19 protein-coding genes, 3 tRNA genes, 1 other RNA gene and 1 pseudogene are annotated in these 20,185 nt (G+C 61.6%); 15 read left to right on the forward strand and 9 right to left on the reverse strand.

Features of this window, described 5'->3' with window-relative positions; translation table 11 throughout:
- Positions 1-249 (reverse strand): hypothetical protein, encoded by a 249-nt coding sequence (locus tag SynPROS71_RS09345; protein WP_186594699.1) that lies wholly within the window; start codon positions 247-249, stop codon positions 1-3.
- A gap of 36 nt (positions 250-285) precedes the next feature.
- A tRNA-Leu gene (locus SynPROS71_RS09350) sits at positions 286-369 on the reverse strand.
- A gap of 146 nt (positions 370-515) precedes the next feature.
- Here SynPROS71_RS09350 and murA point away from each other — a divergent pair.
- The 5 genes from murA (at position 516) to SynPROS71_RS09375 (ending at position 5,022) form a co-directional block, all read left to right on the forward strand.
- Positions 516-1,814, forward strand: coding sequence for a UDP-N-acetylglucosamine 1-carboxyvinyltransferase (gene murA / locus SynPROS71_RS09355; protein ID WP_186594700.1), 1,299 nt, complete (start codon positions 516-518; stop codon positions 1,812-1,814).
- 37 nt (positions 1,815-1,851) lie between these two features.
- A tRNA-Leu gene (locus SynPROS71_RS09360) sits at positions 1,852-1,933 on the forward strand.
- 80 nt (positions 1,934-2,013) lie between these two features.
- On the forward strand, positions 2,014-3,234 hold the full coding sequence (locus SynPROS71_RS09365; protein WP_186594701.1) for an aspartate aminotransferase family protein: 1,221 nt from the start codon (positions 2,014-2,016) through the stop codon (positions 3,232-3,234).
- On the forward strand, positions 3,231-4,475 hold the full coding sequence (locus SynPROS71_RS09370; protein WP_186594702.1) for a folylpolyglutamate synthase/dihydrofolate synthase family protein: 1,245 nt from the start codon (positions 3,231-3,233) through the stop codon (positions 4,473-4,475). Before SynPROS71_RS09365 ends, SynPROS71_RS09370 begins: the two co-directional genes overlap by 4 nt.
- Before the next feature lie 22 nt (positions 4,476-4,497).
- A complete protein-coding gene (locus SynPROS71_RS09375; protein WP_255442092.1) occupies positions 4,498-5,022 on the forward strand; it encodes a pentapeptide repeat-containing protein in 525 nt (174 codons plus the stop codon).
- On the opposite strand, the gene SynPROS71_RS09380 is transcribed toward SynPROS71_RS09375, so the two are convergent.
- Genes SynPROS71_RS09380 through SynPROS71_RS09390 form a run of 3 tightly spaced genes read right to left on the reverse strand, consistent with a single transcriptional unit; the run spans position 5,012 to position 8,082 of the window.
- Positions 5,012-6,343 carry an FAD-binding oxidoreductase gene (locus tag SynPROS71_RS09380; protein WP_186594704.1) on the reverse strand — a complete coding sequence of 444 codons (1,332 nt, stop codon included), beginning with the start codon at positions 6,341-6,343 and terminating at the stop codon, positions 5,012-5,014. The genes SynPROS71_RS09375 and SynPROS71_RS09380 overlap by 11 nt on opposite strands.
- Before the next feature lie 27 nt (positions 6,344-6,370).
- A complete protein-coding gene (locus tag SynPROS71_RS09385) occupies positions 6,371-7,600 on the reverse strand; it encodes an amidohydrolase family protein (protein ID WP_186594705.1) in 1,230 nt (409 codons plus the stop codon).
- Positions 7,597-8,082, reverse strand: coding sequence for a DUF4359 domain-containing protein (locus SynPROS71_RS09390; RefSeq protein ID WP_255442093.1), 486 nt, complete (start codon positions 8,080-8,082; stop codon positions 7,597-7,599). Before SynPROS71_RS09390 ends, SynPROS71_RS09385 begins: the two co-directional genes overlap by 4 nt.
- Between SynPROS71_RS09390 and SynPROS71_RS09395 the strand changes: the two genes are divergently transcribed.
- Positions 8,069-8,141, forward strand: a tRNA-His gene (locus tag SynPROS71_RS09395). The two genes, SynPROS71_RS09390 and SynPROS71_RS09395, sit on opposite strands and share 14 nt — an antisense overlap.
- Positions 8,142-8,159: 18 nt before the next feature.
- Here the strand turns inward: SynPROS71_RS09395 and SynPROS71_RS09400 are convergent.
- Positions 8,160-9,221 (reverse strand): DUF1611 domain-containing protein, encoded by a 1,062-nt coding sequence (locus tag SynPROS71_RS09400; RefSeq protein ID WP_186594707.1) that lies wholly within the window; start codon positions 9,219-9,221, stop codon positions 8,160-8,162.
- Positions 9,221-10,303, reverse strand: a complete 1,083-nt coding sequence (locus SynPROS71_RS09405) for an enolase C-terminal domain-like protein (protein WP_186594709.1) — start codon at positions 10,301-10,303, stop codon at positions 9,221-9,223. The genes SynPROS71_RS09400 and SynPROS71_RS09405 overlap by 1 nt, the downstream gene beginning before the upstream one ends.
- A gap of 97 nt (positions 10,304-10,400) precedes the next feature.
- On the opposite strand from SynPROS71_RS09405, the gene miaB reads away from it, so the two are divergent.
- From miaB to ftsZ, 5 genes are all read left to right on the forward strand, one after another.
- Complete coding sequence (gene miaB, locus SynPROS71_RS09410) at positions 10,401-11,795, forward strand: tRNA (N6-isopentenyl adenosine(37)-C2)-methylthiotransferase MiaB (protein WP_186594710.1); 1,395 nt, start codon at positions 10,401-10,403, stop codon at positions 11,793-11,795.
- A gap of 38 nt (positions 11,796-11,833) precedes the next feature.
- The gene (locus SynPROS71_RS09415; RefSeq protein ID WP_186594712.1) at positions 11,834-12,895 is read left to right on the forward strand and encodes a D-alanine--D-alanine ligase family protein; all 1,062 of its coding nucleotides are present in this window, start codon (positions 11,834-11,836) and stop codon (positions 12,893-12,895) included.
- A 25-nt stretch (positions 12,896-12,920) separates the two neighbouring features.
- Positions 12,921-13,331, forward strand: coding sequence for a hypothetical protein (locus SynPROS71_RS09420; RefSeq protein ID WP_186594714.1), 411 nt, complete (start codon positions 12,921-12,923; stop codon positions 13,329-13,331).
- The gene (locus SynPROS71_RS09425) at positions 13,331-14,182 is read left to right on the forward strand and encodes a cell division protein FtsQ/DivIB (RefSeq protein ID WP_186594716.1); all 852 of its coding nucleotides are present in this window, start codon (positions 13,331-13,333) and stop codon (positions 14,180-14,182) included. Before SynPROS71_RS09420 ends, SynPROS71_RS09425 begins: the two co-directional genes overlap by 1 nt.
- Positions 14,183-14,255: 73 nt before the next feature.
- Positions 14,256-15,410 carry a cell division protein FtsZ gene (gene ftsZ / locus SynPROS71_RS09430; protein ID WP_186594718.1) on the forward strand — a complete coding sequence of 385 codons (1,155 nt, stop codon included), beginning with the start codon at positions 14,256-14,258 and terminating at the stop codon, positions 15,408-15,410.
- A gap of 50 nt (positions 15,411-15,460) precedes the next feature.
- On the opposite strand, the gene ffs is transcribed toward ftsZ, so the two are convergent.
- Positions 15,461-15,557: signal recognition particle sRNA small type (gene ffs / locus SynPROS71_RS09435), an RNA gene on the reverse strand.
- Positions 15,558-15,601: 44 nt separating this feature from the next.
- Here ffs and panB point away from each other — a divergent pair.
- Positions 15,602-16,420 (forward strand): 3-methyl-2-oxobutanoate hydroxymethyltransferase, encoded by an 819-nt coding sequence (gene panB / locus SynPROS71_RS09440; RefSeq protein WP_186594720.1) that lies wholly within the window; start codon positions 15,602-15,604, stop codon positions 16,418-16,420.
- On the opposite strand, the pseudogene SynPROS71_RS09445 reads toward panB, so the two are convergent.
- A pseudogene (locus tag SynPROS71_RS09445) lies at positions 16,308-17,594 on the reverse strand (coproporphyrinogen-III oxidase family protein); the annotation flags it as partial. The gene panB and the pseudogene SynPROS71_RS09445 overlap by 113 nt on opposite strands.
- 71 nt (positions 17,595-17,665) lie before the next feature.
- Here SynPROS71_RS09445 and SynPROS71_RS09450 point away from each other — a divergent pair.
- The 3 genes from SynPROS71_RS09450 to SynPROS71_RS09460 are packed head-to-tail and all read left to right on the forward strand — an operon-like array spanning position 17,666 to position 20,171.
- Positions 17,666-18,820 carry a PIN/TRAM domain-containing protein gene (locus SynPROS71_RS09450; protein ID WP_186594722.1) on the forward strand — a complete coding sequence of 385 codons (1,155 nt, stop codon included), beginning with the start codon at positions 17,666-17,668 and terminating at the stop codon, positions 18,818-18,820.
- 30 nt (positions 18,821-18,850) lie between these two features.
- Positions 18,851-19,522 carry an ATP-dependent Clp protease proteolytic subunit gene (locus SynPROS71_RS09455; RefSeq protein WP_186594724.1) on the forward strand — a complete coding sequence of 224 codons (672 nt, stop codon included), beginning with the start codon at positions 18,851-18,853 and terminating at the stop codon, positions 19,520-19,522.
- 46 nt (positions 19,523-19,568) lie between these two features.
- Complete coding sequence (locus tag SynPROS71_RS09460) at positions 19,569-20,171, forward strand: ATP-dependent Clp protease proteolytic subunit (protein WP_186594725.1); 603 nt, start codon at positions 19,569-19,571, stop codon at positions 20,169-20,171.
- Positions 20,172-20,185: the final 14 nt, after the last annotated feature.

Below are 20,185 nucleotides of genomic sequence, written 5' to 3' on the forward strand. Positions count from 1 at the left end.
TCAGAACGTGGTGTGCTTCCGCACCTTCAGTCCTTCGTGAATGGCCAGATCCGATCCATCGATATCCAGTCCATTGACTGAAGCGATCTCACCTTTGAGCCCCTCGGCGGCGAGGTTCTCGACCATTTTTTTGATCACCTGATCTTCCACCGCTGATTGATCAACGGAATCGGGTGTCAAAAATTCGAGGAATTTGCCGACCTTCGACGCAACCACCTCAGAAGAGTTGGAAATCTTCAGCACGATCATGGTCAGCGATTAGAGGCGCAAGCTCTAACAACATAGTGCGGATGGGGAGACTTGAACTCCCACGACATTGCTGCCACTAGTACCTGAAACTAGCGCGTCTACCAATTCCGCCACATCCGCTGGCGTGTGTCGCGTAGGCGACTTAGCGACCATAGGTCATCGAAGGGCCGACTCCCCAGGTGCTGTCAAGCCAGTTTGAGCGCCGGCCGTCTAGACGGTCTCAAGCGATCTCGTCAAGATGGGCAGACTTCTGTTGAAAGCGAGGAATGACAACCGCGGCGCCTCCGTCTCAGGACATTCTCAAGCCGCATCTCGCCATTGATGGGGGGCACAAGCTTCAGGGAGAGCTAAGGGTCAGCGGAGCCAAGAATTCGGCTCTGGTACTGATGACAGCATCACTTCTGACCTCCGAGCGTCTCACGCTCCACAACGTCCCCCCCCTGACCGACATCGATGGGATGGAAAATATTTTGGTGTCGCTTGGGGTGAAGGTTCGTCGCCGCTCAGAAACCGTGGAGTTGCAGGCGTCGAGTCTCACAAGCGCAGAACCTCCCTACGAACTGGTGAATGGTCTTAGGGCCAGCTTTTTTGCGATCGGATCGATTCTCGCGAGGATGGGATACGCCAAAGTGCCCCTTCCTGGTGGATGCCGCATCGGTGCACGACCGGTGGTTGAGCACATCCGGGGATTGAAAGCCTTAGGTGCTTCGGTGACTGTGGAACACGGTGTCGTGACAGCGGCAGTTCCCGGTGAGAGCAAGCGCCTGAAAGGTGCCTCGATCGTGTTGGACTGCCCGAGCGTGGGCGCCACGGAAACGATCCTGATGGCCGCAACCCTGGCAGAAGGAACCAGCGTGATCGAAAACGCTGCGCAGGAGCCCGAGGTTCAGGATCTTGCCAACCTGCTCAATGCCATGGGGGCACGCATCACCGGAGCTGGTGGTCCCACGATCACGATCCATGGAGTGGACAGCTTGCATGGTTGTGAATATTCCGTGATTCCTGATCGCATCGAGGCTGGAACCTTTCTGCTCGCAGCAGCAATCACCCGTTCTCCCCTTCGGATTGCACCGGTTATTCCCGACCATCTGAACGCCGTGTTGCAGAAACTGCGCGACTGTGGCTGTGCGCTCGAGATCGACGGAGATGGCATCACCATCACCCCTGGAGAGATCAAGGGCGTCGACATCACCACCCAGCCATTTCCTGGTTTCCCTACCGATCTGCAAGCTCCTTTCATGGCTCTGCTGGCAACAGCCAACGGCACGAGCGTGATTACGGAGAAGATCTACGAGAACAGGATGCAACACGTGGCTGAGCTGCAGAGGATGGGGGCAGCCATTCGCATTCAGGGGAACACGGCCGTCGTTGAGGGTGTCTCAAACCTGAGTGCTGCCCCGGTGAACGGCACGGATTTAAGGGCTGCAGCCGCCATGGTTCTTGCCGGCCTCGTCGCCCGAGGCAACAGTCAGGTGTGTGGTCTTAACCATCTCGACCGGGGCTATGCCGGCATTGAAGACAAGCTGCGTGCTTGCGGTGCCGTGCTTGAGCGGCACCTCCCCTGATCAGGGGCTCGGGTTGGTCGCTTAATGTCGAGAGCGGGGGAGCGTGCCGGAATTGGTAGACGGACTCGACTCAAAATCGAGCGCCTTCGGGCATGTGGGTTCAAGTCCCACCGCTCCTACTTCACCTCCAGCGGATCGCATCGAACACTGAGAGACTGAATTTTCAATCTCCCCTACGGAGTACCGATCGCACAGCGTCATGGTGGAGCCCAAAGCTGATTCGATGTCCTCAGCGGTGATGGGCACCTACAACCGCTTCCCTCTGTCCCTTGTGAAGGGTCGTGGGTGCTGGGTGTGGGACGACCAGAACCGACGACACCTCGATGCCGTCGCTGGGATCGCCACCTGCACACTCGGCCACAGCGATCGAATCCTTCGGCGTGCCCTCTCCCGCCAGCTGAAGACGCTTCAGCACGTCTCCAACCTTTACAAAATTCCTGAACAGGAACAACTGGCGCAGTGGCTGGTGGCCAACAGCTGCGCAGACAGCGTGTTCTTCTGCAATTCAGGAGCGGAGGCCAACGAAGCCGCCATCAAGCTGGCGCGAAAGCATGGCCACAAGCGCCGCGGGATCGAACGGCCGGTGATCATCACAGCCGCTGCCAGTTTTCATGGCCGAACGTTGGCAGCGGTGAGTGCCACCGGTCAACCCCGTTACCACCAGGGATTCGAGCCCATGGTGGAAGGATTCGAATTCTTCCCTTACAACGATGGCGATGCTTTCGAGCAGCTGCTAATGCAGCTGGAAGAGAACGGCCCCAAGGTGGCTGCTGTTCTGATCGAACCACTCCAGGGCGAAGGCGGTGTGAATCCTGGCGATCCCGCTGTGATGCAGCGCATCCGCAGGCTTTGCAGCGAGCGCGACATTCTGCTGATCTTTGATGAAGTGCAAGTGGGGATGGGCCGCACGGGCACACTCTGGGGATATCAACAACTCGGCGTCACACCGGATGCCCTCACCCTGGCCAAAGGCCTTGGAGGAGGGCACGTGATCGGAGCCCTGCTGGTGAGTCAGCACGCTGACGTGTTCGAACCCGGTGATCACGCCAGCACCTTCGGCGGCAATCCCTTCGCTTGCCGTGCGGGTCTCACCGTGGCCAGCGAACTTCTGCGACGCGATCTGCTGAAGAACGTGCAGGCGCGGGGAGCGCAACTGAATCAAGGACTGAACAACCTGGTGGAGCGTTATCCCGACCACCTAGCGGGGAGTCGCGGCTGGGGACTGCTGCAGGGTCTTGTTCTCCGGGACAGCTGCGAATTTTCAGCCGCCGATGTGGTGAAGGCCGCCCTTGAAGAGCAGCTGCTGCTGGTGCCTGCCGGTGCTGCGGTGGTGCGCATGGTGCCTCCCCTAGTGATCGGGCCCAGGGAAATCCAGACCTTGCTCACCCGACTGGATCGGGCGCTCCAGCAGCTGATGTGAAACCACTTCACCCGGGATCCGGCAGAGATGATCTGGGTGATCTGCTGCCGCGCTTCGATCTCAGGGGGATGGACCTCTCCCTCGACCGCATGCAGGAGGCTCTAAGGGACCTGCAGCATCCGGCTGCTGGGATCCCCGCGGTGCAGGTGGTGGGGACCAATGGCAAGGGATCCATCGCCTGCTTCATTCACCATGGATTGATGGCCGCCGGGCTGCGCTCAGGCCTCACCATCTCGCCCCACCTGCTGAGCTGGTGCGAGCGCATCCGCGTGAACGAAAGACTGATCACCATCGAGGAGCTTCGCTGCCTGCTGCAGAGCTTGCAGCCGGTGGTGTCCACCTTCCGGCTCACCCCATTCGAACAGCTGATCTGTGCTGCCCTGGTGCATTTCGAAAGGGAGCGCCCCGACTGGTTAGTTCTGGAGGCCGGTTTGGGTGGCCGGCTGGACGCCACCACAGCCCATCCCCATCGCCGCCTGATCGCGGTGGGCTCCATTGGCCTGGACCACCGGGAACATCTTGGGGCCACCCTGGAGGAGATCGCAGCCGAGAAAGCCGCGGCCATTGCACCAGGAAGCCACGTGGTGAGTGCGGCGCAGCGCCCAGAGGTGCAGCGGGTGCTGGAGGGCAGAGCTGCAGCCATGGACGCCAGCCTTCACTGGGTGGAACCGCTCGCCAACGATTGGACACTCGGCCTGCCCGGAGATCTTCAGCGAAGCAATGCAGCTGTGGCCAGGGCTGCCCTGGAATGGATCGGTCGCGATATCAGCACGGGCATCACAGTGGATGCCATGCGCCATGGCTTTGCGAAGGCCCGCTGGCCAGGCCGGCTGCAGTGGATGCAGTGGCATGGGCGACCGGTGCGCGTTGATGGAGCCCACAATCCGCCAGCTGCTGCTGCCTTGGCCAAGGAGCGATGCCGCTGGTTGGCTACCGATCAGGCGCAACGTTGGGTGCTGGCGATTCAGGCACACAAGCAAGCCCCAGCCATGCTGAAGCACCTGCTGCAGCCCAACGATCTGGCCTGGATCATTCCCGTTCCAGAGCACCGCAGCTGGAGCGTGGAGCAGCTGCAGCTTGACGTTCCTGAGCTTGCCCACCAGCTCAGGGGTGCCGCAGATGTCACTGGGGCGCTCACCCAGCTCGCGCAGGACGGGTGGCCCCAAGCCGCCCCAGTCATCGCCGGTTCGTTGTACCTAATCGGTCATCTGCTGGAGACGGATCAATTGCAGGCAGAGTGATCCAATGCTGTGCCCGTCGATGATGCCTCCGCTGCTGAAACTCATCACCGCCATCACTCTGGTGATCACCGTCCTGTGCGACCCCGCAATGGCCCTCGACACCTCAGCCGGGGTGGGCCTGCAGGACAGAGCGTTGTTTCAGGAACGGGTGGACTACACCCTGACCAATCAAAACGGCGTTGATTTTCATGATCAGGCCCTCAGCAACACCTCCTTTGCCGGCGCGGCGGGCAAGGGCGCTGATTTCAGCGGAGCCAATCTGCAAGGGGCGATCTTCACGCAGGGTGCGTTTGCCGATGCCAACTTCCATGGCGCCGACCTCAGTGATGCCCTGATGGATCGTGCGGATTTCACAGGAACGGATCTGCGAGATGCCGTCTTGATTGGCGTGATCGCCTCTGGAAGCAGCTTCGCCGGGGCTCAGGTGGATGGCGCGGATTTCAGCGATGCCCTGCTGGACAGGGATGACCAGCGCAGGCTCTGCCAAGAGGCCGAGGGGGTAAACCCCACCACCGGTGTGCTGACCCGCGACAGCCTCAGCTGCTAAACCCACCCAGCTTCCCGGGGTTCAGAAGACCCGCCGGATCCATCCGCTGCTTGGCGGCCACCTGGTCGCCATCAACGACGCCAAGCCCTCCGCCCTCAACGGTGATCACATGAGGGTTGAAGATCAGAGCCCCGAGGTCTCGGCACTGCTGCATTAAACGCTCCAGCTCGTCAGCCCCACGCCAGCGCACCAGCGGTAGGGCCGCAAGCCGCTGCACACCCTGCTGACGCACCGCTTCCAGATGAAGAAGCACATCCCCTCCCCAGGTCTGCTTAAGCGCTTGCAGGCAGTCCAATTCAGGTTGCGGAAGCAGCATCTGCAGGTAAGTCCAACCCGGTTCGCTCTGGCGCATGTGCAGGGTGGTGTGATTCCAAGTCAGTTCCCGCAGACCATGACCGGCATGGTGCATCTCCGCACCGCAGTACACCACTGCCGCTCCGCAGTCGGCCGCCAACCGCTCCACCGTGCTCACCGCATCGGGAGCCGCCAGCAGGAGCACACGATTCGCCTTTGTGTCAGGGAAATCCCAGGCCGGCAACTGAGCCACAACGTCACCCTCCAGCACAGTGCAGAGATGGAGGTCCAACGCCGAGCCACAGCAGCGTTGCGCTAGCTCCACAGCGGATGGCCAATCAAGGCAGTCGATCACCACCTCCTGCCACTCCACTGTTGGCGCTGTGGCGAGCGTCAATGCGGTGATGATCCCGTTGGTCCCGTAGGCATGATTCAGCGCCTCCGCATCGGAGGCCTCCAACTGAAGCCGCTTTGGTTCCGGCTCCATCGTCACCACCTCGAGACCGAGTAAGTGGCCCGGATCGCGCAGAAACCCCCAGCGCACCGATCCGATTCCACCGGACCCACCAGCGATGAAGCCGCCGATCGTGGCGCTGCGCCAGGTGCTGGGAAGCAGGCGCAGCTGACGACCGTGGCCACGCAGCGTCTGATCGAGATCCTTCAAGAGGCAGCCACATTCCACCGTGACGACACCGGTCGTCGCCTCGATCCTGCGGACGGCACGCAAGCGTCCCATCAGCATCACCACCCCTCCCTCGAGGGGGACGCTCTGTCCGTAATTGCCGGTGCCGGCGCCCCTCAGGGTGAGCGCAATGCCATGACGGCTACAGGCCGCAGCCACACCCACCACGGCATCCACCGTTTCGGGGCGCACCACCAACGCCGCCCGGCAAGGCGCCAGACGCTCCTCCAACACCGGTGAGTAGTCGTAGGCATCTTTGGAGTAACGATCCAGATCTTCTGAACGTTCAAGCAGGGTGAGGCCTGGCACTGCCGCCAGTTCCGCACGCAACATCTCAGGAACCATGGACGTCACGATCAGAGGAACGACCTTTCAATCCTGAACCCAAACGCCACCTGCCAGCACCTTGCGCTGGGGAGGAGTCGAGAGCAGTTCGGGCCAGCCGCCAGCGGGCAGATGGATCAGATCCGCAGGAGCACCGGGGCGCAGCACTCCATCCCAAGCAAGGCCCAGCAAACGGGCGGCATCCGTGCTGAATGGAGCCATCCCCTCCTCATCCCAAGGAGCCAGCTGAGCAAGGGGAACACTCATGGCCATCAAAGCCAGAGGGTCCAGGTTTCCTCCTGGAAACCAGGGATCCTGCACGTTGTCTCCCCCCACAGCCACACACACACCGCGATCACGGAGCTGGCGGATCGGAGCGAGGGGTCGTTGCACCGGTGTGGCCTGCCCTCGACGCCCAAGGAGCCATCCATTGGTGAGAGGCAGGGCTACGACCTGCAGATGATGCTCCGCCATCCGCTCCCCCAGACGCCGGAGCGAGCCTGGATTCAACAGCGAAAGGCTGCTGGCATGGCTGCAGGTTATTGGCACTGACACCTCCATCGTGCTGAGAACCCGAAGGAGTTGCCGAACCCCGGCCGCAGGATGCTCCGACGCCTCATCGATGTGCAGATCAACGGGGCATCCCAGGCGCTCCGCCAGCGCTAGGAGATGTCGCAGCGCTTGGCGGGGGGCCCTGCCGCGACAGGGGGGTTCGATCACACCACCGATCACGCCCTCGGCCGCTGCCACCTGAGAGGCCAGCTGCTCTCCCTCCGGAGTGGACCAATGGGCGATCGGTACGAGCGCCACCAGCTGGAGCTCAATGCGCTTTTTCCATTGCTGCCGCCTTTCCGTCAACACCTCCCAGCTGCAGGCGGCCCCTGGCCCCAGACTGTCGATGTGCGTGCGAATGGCCCGAAGGCCATGGCGCCAGGCCAATGCCAGCGCCCGCTCACTGCGTTCTTGGACCCGATCAGCGGTGCGGGTGCGATGTTCGCGCATGTTGGCCTCCATCGCTCCGGCATAGGTCCCCGAGCGATTGGGGTAGTCAGTCCAGGAGAACGCTTTATCGAGATGGGCATGGGGCTCGACCAACCGGGGCAGCACCATGCCCTGAGCGTCTGCAACAGGCAAGACGGACGTAATCCTGCCGTCCATCCAGCGCAGCTCCACAGAGAGCAGGCCATCTGCAGGCCGCTCTGGTGCCACGCCAGGAGGCAAGTCAACAAGGCTGGTCGGGCAGCGGCCACGCAGAGTTCCAGCGTCTTGCGGCCTCATTCCAACTGTCCAGCATCGGACTGGGTCTTCAGGACCAAAAACCGACCGGCAACCCCCAAGGTCGTGACGGAGTAGCGAGGGAGACGCAACGTTGGCAGCAGATCCTGCCCCCCCACTGTGGTCACGTAGACGCTGGCCACGCCCAAATTCCAGCGCCGTGTGAACTGGGTGGCGAGCGACGCAAGCGTGGCCTCTTGGTCAGCGATCAACCGGGGGCAGTCCTTGATCCAGAGCTGCAACACCAGGGGCAGCGTGCGTTGAGAGCAGAGCTCGTCGGTCGCCAGACTGACCAATTGGGTACCGGCATGAGCGCTGTAGTCCTCCTTGGTGGGATTGGTGACTGCCAGGGCGGTGACGCTCCCCCCAAGCAAGAGAGCCATGGCGATCGCTGTCGCCGGAGACCAGCGCCGATGGGCGGGGGACGTACGCAGGGCCTGGGGGGCGGATTGGTAGATTCTTACCGACGCGGCGGGCGTCGCCAAGTGGTTAAGGCAGCGGCTTGTGGCGCCGCTATTCGGGGGTTCGAATCCCCTCGCTCGCCCTTCACATTTTTTGTGGCTCACGGAGCCATCAAGGCCTCGAGCAGAGCCTCCGCTCCATGCCTGATCGGATCAACGCAAGGGAGCGATAGTCTCTCACTGAGTTTTGCGCAGGAACGCGCGCACTCCTCAGCGCTCAGTCCTGCCGTATTCAGGGCCACCGCTCTAACCCGGGGTGGAGGTCCAGCGCCGTGCGGTCGGCCGATGGAAGCCAGCCCCTCACAGAGCTGAATCAGATCCTCCAGGGGAGGAAGGGCAATGTCTGGCAAACGATGAATGCAGCTCTGATCGGCGCGATGCACCATGAGCAAGGCTGTTGGCTGGGTGCCGCGCAGCAACGGAAGGGTGGCCGTCGAACCGGGGTGACAGAGCGATCCCTGTCCCTCCACCAGCAGCAGCGCATCATCCGCTACTGCGGACGCTGCGCTGAGGACCGCCGCCTCCACCGCACCTGCGGCGTAGTCGACCCGTACGGCGTCGAGAGGGACCCCCTGGCCGCTAATCAGAATTCCGGCCTGACCTGTGCCCACGAAGGCCACGGGCACAGCGAGTCGCTGCGCCGCTTCTTGAACCGCCAGGCAGGCACTCATCTTGCCGACAGCCATATCAGTTCCAACAGCCAGAACGCGCTTGCAGGGCAAAGCGGCAGCCCTGGCCTGACCAACCCTGAGTCCCTTGGGCTCGCAGCGGAGATCCCAGATCCAGCATCCAGGCTGAACCGCCGCGCTGAGCTCCGGATCATCGGCCAGATGGGTGTGCAAGCCGCTGGCCACCGAAAGCCCCGCTTTCAGAGCAGACAACACATCCGACCGCAGAGCCGCTGGCAGCACCCCACCGGAGGGAGCCAGGCCCACCACGGCCACAGACGGTCGAAAGGGAAGGGCCTCACCCAGATCCCTCACCACCGGAACAGACCTGGAAATCCCGGTCACGGTCTCCAAACGCTGGCCGGCATGGTCTGGGTCAATCACCGCCACGATCGGTCCGCGCCGATGCCGCAACATCGCCAGACCGGTCTTGCCGGTGAGGCTGTCGAGGCCTCCGTGCTGGAGAAGCACCACAGGATCCTGGTCAGAAAGCATCAGGAGGCCTCCAGTGGCGTAACACCCAAGCCGCTCCCTGGCGGTGGCAGCAGTCGATCCCCTTTGAGGGGCAAGCCCTCATAAGGATCGTCCAGCAGATTGAGGTGGCTGTCCAAGTCAGGCCAACGGATGCAGGCAAGCAACTGCGCCGCAGCTGCATTCAGCAAGGTGCTGTCGGAGTAACAGCCCACCATCAGATCCAGATCAAGCCGTTCAGCCAGCTGGGCCATCAGCCAGGCCTCCGAGAGACCACCGGTCTTGAGAAGTTTGAGATTCACACCGTCCACATGGGGCGCCAACCGAAGCAGATCCTTCAGATCCCAACAGCTCTCATCAGCAACCAAAGGGAGATTGCAAGTGGGGCGTAGCGCTGCAAATCCCTCCAGATCCTCCTCCGGATCAAGACGAGCGGGCAACGGTTGCTCGAGCAACACCACCCCCGCCTGCTCCAGGTCCACCTGCATCGCCTTGGCCTGCTCAAGCGTCCAACCTCCATTGGCATCCACCTGAAGTTCATGGGCCACCGCCATCCGCTGGGAGCGCTCCCGAAGAGCGATGGCCACCGCCTGCAACAGGGCGCGGTCGTGCTCCAGCCCCTCGGGGCTACCGAGTTTGAGCTTGATGCGCGTCGCCGGCATCTGACGCCACCAGCGCTCAAGACGCTCCAGGACCTTCTCAACAGAGGCGAGACCAAGGGTGACGCTCGTGGCCACTTCGCTGGTCCCTGCCAACGACAACAACGTCCAGATCGGTTGCCCCAGCTGCTTTCCCCACCAGCCCCAGAGGGCCAGATCCACAGCACACCGCGCCGGCGGAGAGAGGGGGGTCAACCAAGGTGCCAGGCCATGACGGTCCTGAGGATTCAAGGACTCCAAGATCGGCAATAGAGCTTGAAGTTCAGCCTCAATGCCCTCCAGGGCATAGGCGCGATGGCCCGTATCCAGCCCACCGGTTTCCCCTAACCCCACAGTCCCGCCGTGGTCGAGGCGGAGTTCCAGGCGTTCCACGACGGACGTGGTTCCCCTGCTGATCGCCAAAGGCACCGCCTTGGTAAGGGGAAATCGACGCAGACTCCAGCCCATAGCCCGCGAGCACCAATCCACAAGGTGGCACAGCACCGCCGTATCCGACACTGAAAGCAGCTTTCGACGCCGCCGATCCCTCGGACGGCTCTCTGCCTTGACCGTGACCGCCTCGCCCACCACCCAAACGCTGCCGAGCCGGGAGCGCGGCAGCTACTGGATCACCACGTTCGGCTGCCAGATGAACAAGGCCGATTCCGAGCGCATGGCAGGGATTCTCGAATCCATGGGCTACCGGGAGGCAAGCGCCGAACTGGATGCCGATCTGGTGCTCTACAACACCTGCACCATTCGCGACAACGCGGAGCAGAAGGTCTACAGCTATTTAGGACGCCAGGCCCAACGCAAACGCACGAACCCGAATCTCACCTTGGTGGTGGCGGGCTGTGTGGCGCAGCAGGAAGGTGAGTCGCTGCTCAGACGGGTGCCGGAGCTCGACCTGGTGATGGGGCCTCAGCACGCCAACCGCCTCGAAACGCTGCTGCAGCAAGTGGACAGCGGCCAGCAAGTGGTTGCCACCGAAGAGCATCACATTCTCGAAGACATCACCACCGCCAGACGCGACAGCAGCATCTGCGGTTGGGTGAATGTGATTTACGGCTGCAACGAGCGCTGCACCTACTGCGTGGTTCCTTCCGTCCGCGGCAAGGAGCAGTCACGGCTTCCAGATGCCATCAAGTTTGAGATGGAAGGGCTCGCGGCCCAGGGCTTCAAGGAGATCACCCTGCTGGGGCAGAACATCGATGCTTACGGACGTGACCTGCCGGGAATCACGCCCGAGGGCCGCCGGCAGCACACTCTCACCGATCTGCTCCATCACGTGCACTCCGTTGAGGGCATTGAGCGGATCCGCTTCGCCACCAGTCACCCCCGCTATTTCACTGAGCGCCTGATCGACGCTTGTGCCGACCTCCCCAAACTCTGCGAGCACTTCCACATCCCGTTCCAAAGCGGTGACAACGACGTGCTCCGGGCCATGGCCCGGGGCTACACCGTGGAGCGCTACAGGCGCATCATCGACAGAATCCGCGAGCGCATGCCCGATGCCTCATTGAGTGCGGATGTGATCGTGGCCTTCCCTGGTGAAACCGATGCCCAATACCGGCGGACCCTGGCGCTGATCGAAGAGATCGGTTTCGACCAAGTGAACACGGCCGCTTACTCACCGCGCCCAAACACCCCCGCCGCAGACTGGGACAACCAGCTGCCTGAAGACATCAAGGTGGAGCGACTCAGAGAAATCAACGCTCTGGTGGAGCGCTGCGCGCGGGAACGCAACGGGCGCTACTCCGGCCGGGTGGAAGAGGTGCTTGCTGAGGGAATCAATCCCAAAGATCCATCCCAGTTGATGGGGCGCACCCGCACCAACAGACTCACATTTTTCCGCTCTGAAAACGGAGAAGGTCGTCGCTTCAGTGCCGGTGACCTGGTTCAGGTGCGCATCGATGCCGTGCGCTCCTTCTCACTCAGTGGCACTCCTCTGAACTGCTGATACGTTGCGGGGCAACCCGACGTACCGACAACGCCCCCATGCCGACTTCCCCTCTCCGCGTTGGCGTGGTGTTCGGAGGAGCATCCGGCGAGCATGCCGTGTCGATCCGATCAGCCCTGACGGTGATCCAGGCGTTGAGGGCCACGGAGAATCAGGAGCGGTTCGAGGTGATCCCGCTCTACATCGATCGCGATGGTCGCTGGTGGGAGCCGACCGTTGCCCAGCGTGCGCTTGATCAGAACAGGGCCCTCGACGCCAACGACCTGCCCCAACCTCTGCCGGCTCCTGGGCTCCGTCACTGGCCGGTCGATCCCGACACAGTGGATCTTTGGTATCCAGTTCTCCATGGTCCCAACGGTGAAGACGGGACGGTGCAGGGCCTGTTCACGCTGATGAACAAACCCTTCGTTGGCTCCGGGGTGCTCGGATCCGCTGTGGGAATGGACAAGCTGGCCATGAAAGCCGCCTTTGCCGCAGCTGGACTGTCTCAGGTTCCTTATGTGGGCCTGAATGCGACCGACCTCGAGGACCCGGAGCAACGCGAGCAGCTCCTCACCCGGCTGGAGCAGGAGCTGGGTTACCCCTGTTTTGTCAAACCCGCCAACCTGGGTTCATCGGTGGGCATCACCAAAGCGTGCAACAGGGATGAGCTGCTGGCCGGCTTGCACCAGGCGGCCGCACTCGACCCAAGGCTGCTTGTCGAACAAGGCGTCAAAGCCAGAGAACTGGAATGTGCCGTGCTGGGGCGGCGACATCTGCGGGCCTCTGTGGTGGGGGAGATCCGCTTTGACGCCGATTGGTATGACTACGAAACCAAGTACACCGAGGGACGCAGTCACACGCTGATTCCCGCTCCACTTCCAGCATCGGTGAGCCAGCAGATCCAGGCGATGGCGATTCGGGCTTGCCATGCCGTCAATGCCTTCGGCCAGGCCCGCGTGGATGTCTTCTACGACGAAACGTCCGGCCAGATCTGGCTCAATGAAATCAACACCCTGCCTGGCTTTACCTCCCAGAGCATGTATCCCACGCTCTGGGAGGCCACAGGTATCCCATTGCCGCAATTGGTGGCGGAGCTGGTCGATACAGCGCAAGAATGAGTCGATTGATGCTGGTCACGCCGCGATGATGCACGGACTGCTCTGGCTTCCACTGCTGCTGGTGTTCGTGTTGCTGGCCGCTTTGGGTTGGCTTGAACGCCGGAGACAGTCACTGTTCAGACAGTGGAGTCAGTCGTCGGAGCTCGCCAAACTGGATGGGTGTGGAGCGGCCCGCCTCAAGGAGGGTGAACTCAGTTGGAGCAGTTTTCACGCCGGAAGTTTCCGAGAAGAGGGGCGGTTTGTGATCAAGACCCTGGAACTGGTTGAGCTGATGTCTCTTGCTTCGGGAGACACACCGCTCTCCGAGGAATCCCAGGGTCAGTGCCGTCTACGGCTGATCGGCGAAGGGCTGCAGATGGACGTTCCTTTTTCCGATGCGGAACGGGCCCGTCGCTGGATGGAGCAGCTGATGGCCAAGGCCCGCTGTGACCTCTGATGCCCCGCAGTCAGACCCAATCCATCCAGCGTCGGGCTTCGAAATCCTCGGGTCCGCTGCCTCCAAGCGTTGAACGTCGCAGGCGGTTAAGGCGAGAGCGACGGCGCGACCAGTTGATTCAGGCCTGGCGGATCCTGGTCTTCACCGGATCGTCCACCGCGCTGGCCTGGATCCTTCTCAGTGCAGGCTGGACGCTGCGCTCCATCGACCAGCTCCAAGTCGTCGGTAGTGATCGCCTCGGCCCAGACAACGTCGCCAAAGCAGGGCGGCTGCGCTTTCCACTTCCGCTGCTGTCGTTGAAACCGAGCACGCTGGAACGTCGCCTGATGGCGGAATTGCCTGTGCAGTCGGTAACCGTGCAACGGCGGTTACTGCCACCAGGCCTCGAGGTGGAACTGCAAGACCGACGCCCCATCGCCGCAGCTACACGCAGTGGAGCTGGGGGAATGGAGCAAGGCATGGTGGATCGTGAAGGGCACTGGATGCCCCTAACCGTGGCGCGCCAGGGCGAGGCACCGGCGAGTGCCGTTCGTGTGCAGGGCTGGATCCCAAGCCGCCGCTCAACCATCGCCAAGCTGCTCGAGCAAAGAGATCAGCTGGGCAGCCCCTTGGAGGTGATCCATGTGGCTCCCGATGGAGATCTCAGCCTGCGCACGGCCTCTCTCGGACTCGTCAAACTCGGCTCCAATGGAGCCCTCCTCGACCAGCAGCTCAACACTGTGGTCCAGTTGACACGCAGCCTTCCAGCCCAGCTGCGAGGTCAGAGCGACACCAGCATTGATCTATCAGACCCGAGCAAGCCCGAACTGCAATTGCCGGCAAAAGCGGCAAAGAAAGCGAGCGAATCCTGACCACTGGTTGCGTTCTCTGAGAAGGAAACCGAGTGTGTCCTCACTGTCGGCGATCGTCACTCGCAGGGACATAATGCAAACGCAGCTCAACGGGTCAGCGGTACCAATGGAGATGGTGAACGGTCAAATATCGTCGTCTCCTGCAGCCGAAGGGATTCTTCCCAGTCAGTCAGCCCGCATTGAGGTGATCGGCGTTGGCGGTGGTGGCAGCAATGCCGTTAATCGCATGATCATGAGCGATCTCGAAGGAGTTGCTTATCGGGTCCTCAATACGGATGCCCAAGCCCTGATTCAGTCATCCGCCGAACATCGGGTTCAACTCGGTCAAACCCTCACCAGGGGTCTTGGCGCTGGGGGCAATCCCAACATCGGTCAGAAAGCGGCTGAAGAATCCCGCGCTGATCTTCAGCAGGCCATCCAGGGTGCTGACCTGGTCTTCATCGCTGCCGGCATGGGAGGCGGAACCGGCACCGGCGCTGCACCCGTTGTTGCTGAGGTCGCCAAGGAAAGTGGCGCTCTCACCGTTGGCATCGTCACCAAACCCTTTGGATTTGAAGGTCGCCGGCGGATGCGCCAGGCCGATGAAGGGATCGCTCGCCTGGCGGAACATGTGGACACCCTGATTGTGATCCCCAATGACAGGCTCAGGGATGCCATCGCAGGTGCTCCCCTTCAAGAAGCATTCCGCAGCGCCGACGATGTGTTGCGCATGGGTGTGAAGGGAATCAGCGACATCATCACCTGCCCAGGCCTAGTGAATGTGGATTTTGCCGATGTGCGTTCGGTGATGACCGAAGCCGGCACGGCTCTTCTTGGCATCGGTGTTGGATCCGGACGCTCCCGTGCCATCGAAGCAGCTCAGACCGCGATCAACAGCCCACTGCTTGAAGCGGCCCGGATCGATGGCGCCAAAGGATGCGTGATCAACATCAGTGGCGGTCGTGACATGACCCTTGAAGACATGACCAGCGCGTCCGAAGTGATCTACGACGTGGTGGATCCCGAAGCCAACATCATCGTGGGAGCTGTGGTGGATGAGGCTCTCGAAGGGGAAATTCACGTGACAGTGATTGCCACCGGGTTCGAAAACGGTCAGCCCTATCGCAGTGAGCGCAGCATTCCCAAAGCGGCACCTTCGGCGTATGTAGCCCCTGAAACGTCAGAGTCTGGAGCCAGAATTCCCGAGTTTTTGCGTCAGCGTCAATCCCGTCAGGATCAAGCGAACTGAAGGTGATCCTCCGCTGAGCATGCGCTGCCGATCAGCAGGAGATGAAGAGGGGTGACCCGGAATCCACGCCTGTCCCGAGCATCCCGTGTGGCTGCTGCCTTCCGGATCTGACCAGGTTTGGGCGTCTGAACCGCATGGGTCCGAGTCACTTCGGATGTTAGCAATGGACTCCCGCTGCCTAGAGGAAGAGGTTGAGAGCCTCTGATCTGATCCGGTTCAAACAATCCGGCCGCCCCATCACGATGCTCACGGCTTGGGATGCCCTGAGCGCCTCAGTCGTCGAAGAAGCAGGAGCTGACATCGTGCTGGTCGGGGACTCGTTGGCGATGGTGAGCCTTGGGCACACCACCACGCTGCCTGTGACCCTTGAGCAGATGCTGCTTCACACCCAGGCGGTCTGCAGAGGGTTGCGCAAGCCTGCATCCGAGCAGCCTTTGGTGATCACCGATCTGCCCTTTCTCAGCTACCAGTGCGGTCTCGACCGTGCCGTGGCCGCTGCAGGGCACTTGCTGAAGCACTCCTCAGCAGCCGGCGTGAAGCTGGAAGGCGCCGAGCCGGAGGTGGTGGAGGTGATCGAGCGGCTGGTGAGGATGGGAATTCCCGTCATGGGCCACTTAGGTCTGACACCCCAATCCGTGCATCAGCTGGGGTACCGCCGCCAAGCGAAGGATCCAGTGAGCCAGGAGCGCTTACTACGCCAGGCCACCAGCCTCGAGACGGCCGGTTGTTTTGCGATGGTTCTGGAGCACGTGCCGGAGGCCCTTGCAGGCCGAATGCGCAGAAACCTTCAAATCCCTGTGATCGGAATCGGCGCTGGGCAGGACTGTGATGGCCAGGTCAGCGTGACGGCCGATCTCCTGGGGCTGACACCCAGGCAACCACCCTTCAGCCCCGCGCGCCTGGATGGGAGGACTCTGGGCATTGCAGCGCTTCGCTCCTGGCTGGAGGAGCAGCGTCAGCCGGCAGCAGATCCCACCACTGCACAACCTCCACCAGGATCTGATTGCTGAGGGCCATGCCAAGGGGGTCTGTGAGTCGCCAGCGATGCCCCCGTTTCACCATCAAGCCTTGCGTGAGGAACTCCTGCCAACGCTGTTCCAACGCAGGGAGATACAAGGAACAGCGCTGGGCCGTCCACCCACAGCACTGGGCTTGTTGCAGCAAATCCACCCCTTCCCGACGGCGTAGCCCCACCAACAGTCGGTCTTCGAGACTGAGCGGCTGCGCACTATCCAGCAGCAGCGAGGCATGGGGCCCTTCCCGCTGTTGCTGCTCGAGCCACAGGGCATAGGCCTCCCGAGTGCGCGGCCTGGCGAATCGCTCGCCCCAGGGGGCACTGGTGGCGCCGAGACCAAAGGCCCACCATCCCGCACCACTCCAATACACGCGGTTGTGGCGGGACGCATGCCCCGGCCTGGAGAAATTGGAAATCTCATAGCGGCAGTAGCCCGCATCGAAAAGGTGCTTCGTCGTGAAAGCGATTCGATCGGCGGCTCCGTCCTCATCGGGCAGCATGAGCGTGCCCTGCTGCTCGCGTCTGGCGAACACGGTGCCGGCCTCAATGCTGAGGTCGTAGATCGAGAGGTGAGGAGGGTGCAGCGCTACAGCTTCTGTCAACGCAGCAGACCAGGCCGCATCACTCTGATCGGGAAGATTGCGGATCAGATCCAGGCTCCAGCTACGAAGACGTCCCTCCTGCAGGAAGCGGTGCATCCAGCGGCAGGCCTCAAGCACGTCCGTCCGGCGATGCCGCCGCCCCAGAGCGGCAAGAACAGTGTCATCGAAGCTCTGCCCACCGAGGCTCACCCGGTTCACCCCATGACGGACCAGCGCCGTGAGTTCAGCGAGAGAGAAGCTGGCTGGATCCATTTCCAACGTGATCTCTGCCCCTTGCTGCAGGCCGAAACGATCCGCAAGGGCATCGAGTAGGCATCCCACCTGATCCGGTGTTAACAGAGACGGGGTGCCGCCACCGATGTAGACCGTTGCCAGCGGAGGACCTGGTGGCGACGCACGGATCTCCTGAAGAATCTGGTCCAGATAGAGCGCAATGGAACGACTGCCAGGACCATCCAGCGCATTGACGCGATCACCGAGAGGGACCACTGCGAAATCGCAGTAAAAGCAGCGGCGATGGCAAAAAGGAATATGGAGATACGCGCTTCGGGGCGCGGGTGCGGACATCATCCCGAGCCAAACGATCGACGATGATGCATGCTGCCTTCAAACGGAGTGAGCAGCCGGAATCCAACACGATGGTTGAAGCGCTCATTCTCATTCTGTTTCTCATCTCCGGTTCAGCCACCGGCTGGATGGGAGTGCACCTGCTGCCCCAGGAGCTTCTCGATGATGTGAATGCCCAGTGGGTGCGCTTCGGGCTCACGGCTGCCGGAGCGGGCATCGGCATCGTGGCAGGGCTGGTCTTCCGCAGGCTGCGGCAGCAATTGATGCGGCAGGTCCGCACCATGCCCACCGATCTCTTGGTGAGTCGGGCTGTGGGACTGATCCTCGGGCTTCTGGTGGCCAACCTGCTGCTAGCACCAATCCTGTTGCTGCCTTTGGCAGGAGCCAGCTCCTTGGTGAAACCCCTGGCAGCCATCCTCAGCAACGGATTCTTCGGCGTCTTGGGATACAACCTGGCCGAAGTTCACGGACGGACCCTTCTGAGGCTTTTCAATCCGACCTCAACGGAAGCGTTGCTGGTGGCTGATGGTGTTCTGACACCAGCAACGGCCAAGATTCTTGACACCAGCGTGATCATCGACGGACGCATCCGGGGAATGGTCGGCTGCGGCCTGCTTGAAGGCAAGGTGATCGTGGCGCAGACCGTGATTGATGAGATGCAGCAGCTTGCTGACTCCAACAACCTGGAGAAGCGCGGCAAAGGGCGCCGTGGACTCAAGTTGCTCAATGAATTGCGAGAGGCCTACGAGCGCCGCCTGGTGATTAACACCACCCGCTACGACGGTGCTGGCACCGATGACCGTCTGCTTCAGCTCACTGAAGACACCGGTGGCACCCTGGTAACCGCAGATTTCAACCTGGCCCAGGTCGCCCGCCTGAAGGATCTGAAGGTGATGAATCTCAGCGAACTCGTGATTGCGTTGCGTCCCGAAGTGCAGCCCGGCGATGAACTCAATCTAAAAATCGTGCGAGAGGGCAAAGAGGATCACCAAGGTGTGGCCTACCTGGAGGACGGCACGATGGTGGTGGTGGAAAATGCCCGCTCGGCGATTGGAGAACGCCGCCCTGTGGTGATCACTGGTGCCCTCCAGAATCCCAGCGGACGCATGGTGTTCGCCCGTTTGGATCAAGATCGTGCCCCAAGCGTGGTGGGCAAGGAGAGCAAGGCGTCCAAAGCACCCCGGAAGTCCAAAAGCAATGAGCGTCCGGCGCCGGAATCCCGCTAGGCTCCTGCCACGACAGGAGATGAGAAGCGGATGACCACGTCAGCCCCGTATTACGGCGACTCGTCGGTGATGAGAACGCCACCGCCGGATCTGCCGTCGCTGCTGCTCAAGGAAAGAATCGTCTACCTCGGGCTTCCTCTCTTTTCAGATGACGACACCAAGCGTCAGGTGGGCATCGATGTCACAGAGCTGATCATCGCCCAACTCCTGTATCTGGAGTTCGACAATCCCGATAAGCCGATTTACTTCTATATCAACTCCACTGGCACCAGCTGGTACACCGGTGACGCCATCGGCTTTGAAACCGAGGCCTTCGCGATCTGCGACACCCTTCGTTACGTGAAACCGCCTGTTCACACCATCTGCATCGGCCAGGCGATGGGAACGGCGGCAGTGATCCTTTCAGCCGGCACGAAAGGGCAGCGCGCAGCTCTTCCCCACGCTTCAATCGTGCTGCACCAACCCCGTAGTGGTGCCCGCGGCCAAGCCACCGACATTCAGATCCGCGCGCAAGAGGTTCTCCATAACAAGCGCGCCATGCTTGAAATCCTTTCCACTAACACCGGGCGCTCAGTGGAGGAACTGTCGAAAGATTCCGACCGCATGAGCTATCTCACCCCTGAGCAAGCCAAGGACTACGGACTGATCGATCGCGTCCTCACCAGTCGTAAGGATCTTCCGGCGCCGGTTCCCGCCGCCTGAACACCTTTCATCCCCACCCTCTCCCACACGTCATCCCCCAGGAACCATGCCCATCGGAACCCCAAGCGTCCCTTACCGCCTTCCCGGCAGCCAGATGGAGCGCTGGGTCGACATCTACACCCGCCTGGGAGTGGAGAGGATCTTGTTTCTTGGCTCAGAAGTCAATGATGCCGTCGCCAACAGCCTCGTCGCTCAGATGCTGTATCTCGATTCCGAGGACAGCGGCAAGCCGATTTACCTCTACATCAATTCCCCCGGCGGCTCGGTAACAGCAGGCTTGGCCATCTACGACACGATGCAGTACGTCAAGAGTGACGTGGTCACCATCTGTGTCGGCCTGGCCGCCTCGATGGGCGCGTTTCTGCTTGCAGCCGGTACCAAAGGAAAGCGCCTGGCACTGCCTCACAGCCGGATCATGATCCACCAACCCCTGGGCGGAACGGCGCAGCGGCAGGCCAGCGACATCGAGATCGAAGCCCAGGAAATTTTGCGCATGAAAGAGATGCTCAACCGCTCCATGGCAGAGATGAGCGGCCAAAGCTTCGAGAAAGTCGAGAAGGACACCGATCGTGACTACTTCCTCAGCAGCCAGGAGGCCAAGGACTATGGCCTCATCGATCGCGTGATCGCTCATCCGAACGAGGCCTGAGCCACCCGGCGCTT

Origin of the sequence: Synechococcus sp. PROS-7-1 (assembly GCF_014279795.1) — a bacterium.
GTDB lineage: Bacteria > Cyanobacteriota > Cyanobacteriia > PCC-6307 > Cyanobiaceae > Synechococcus_C.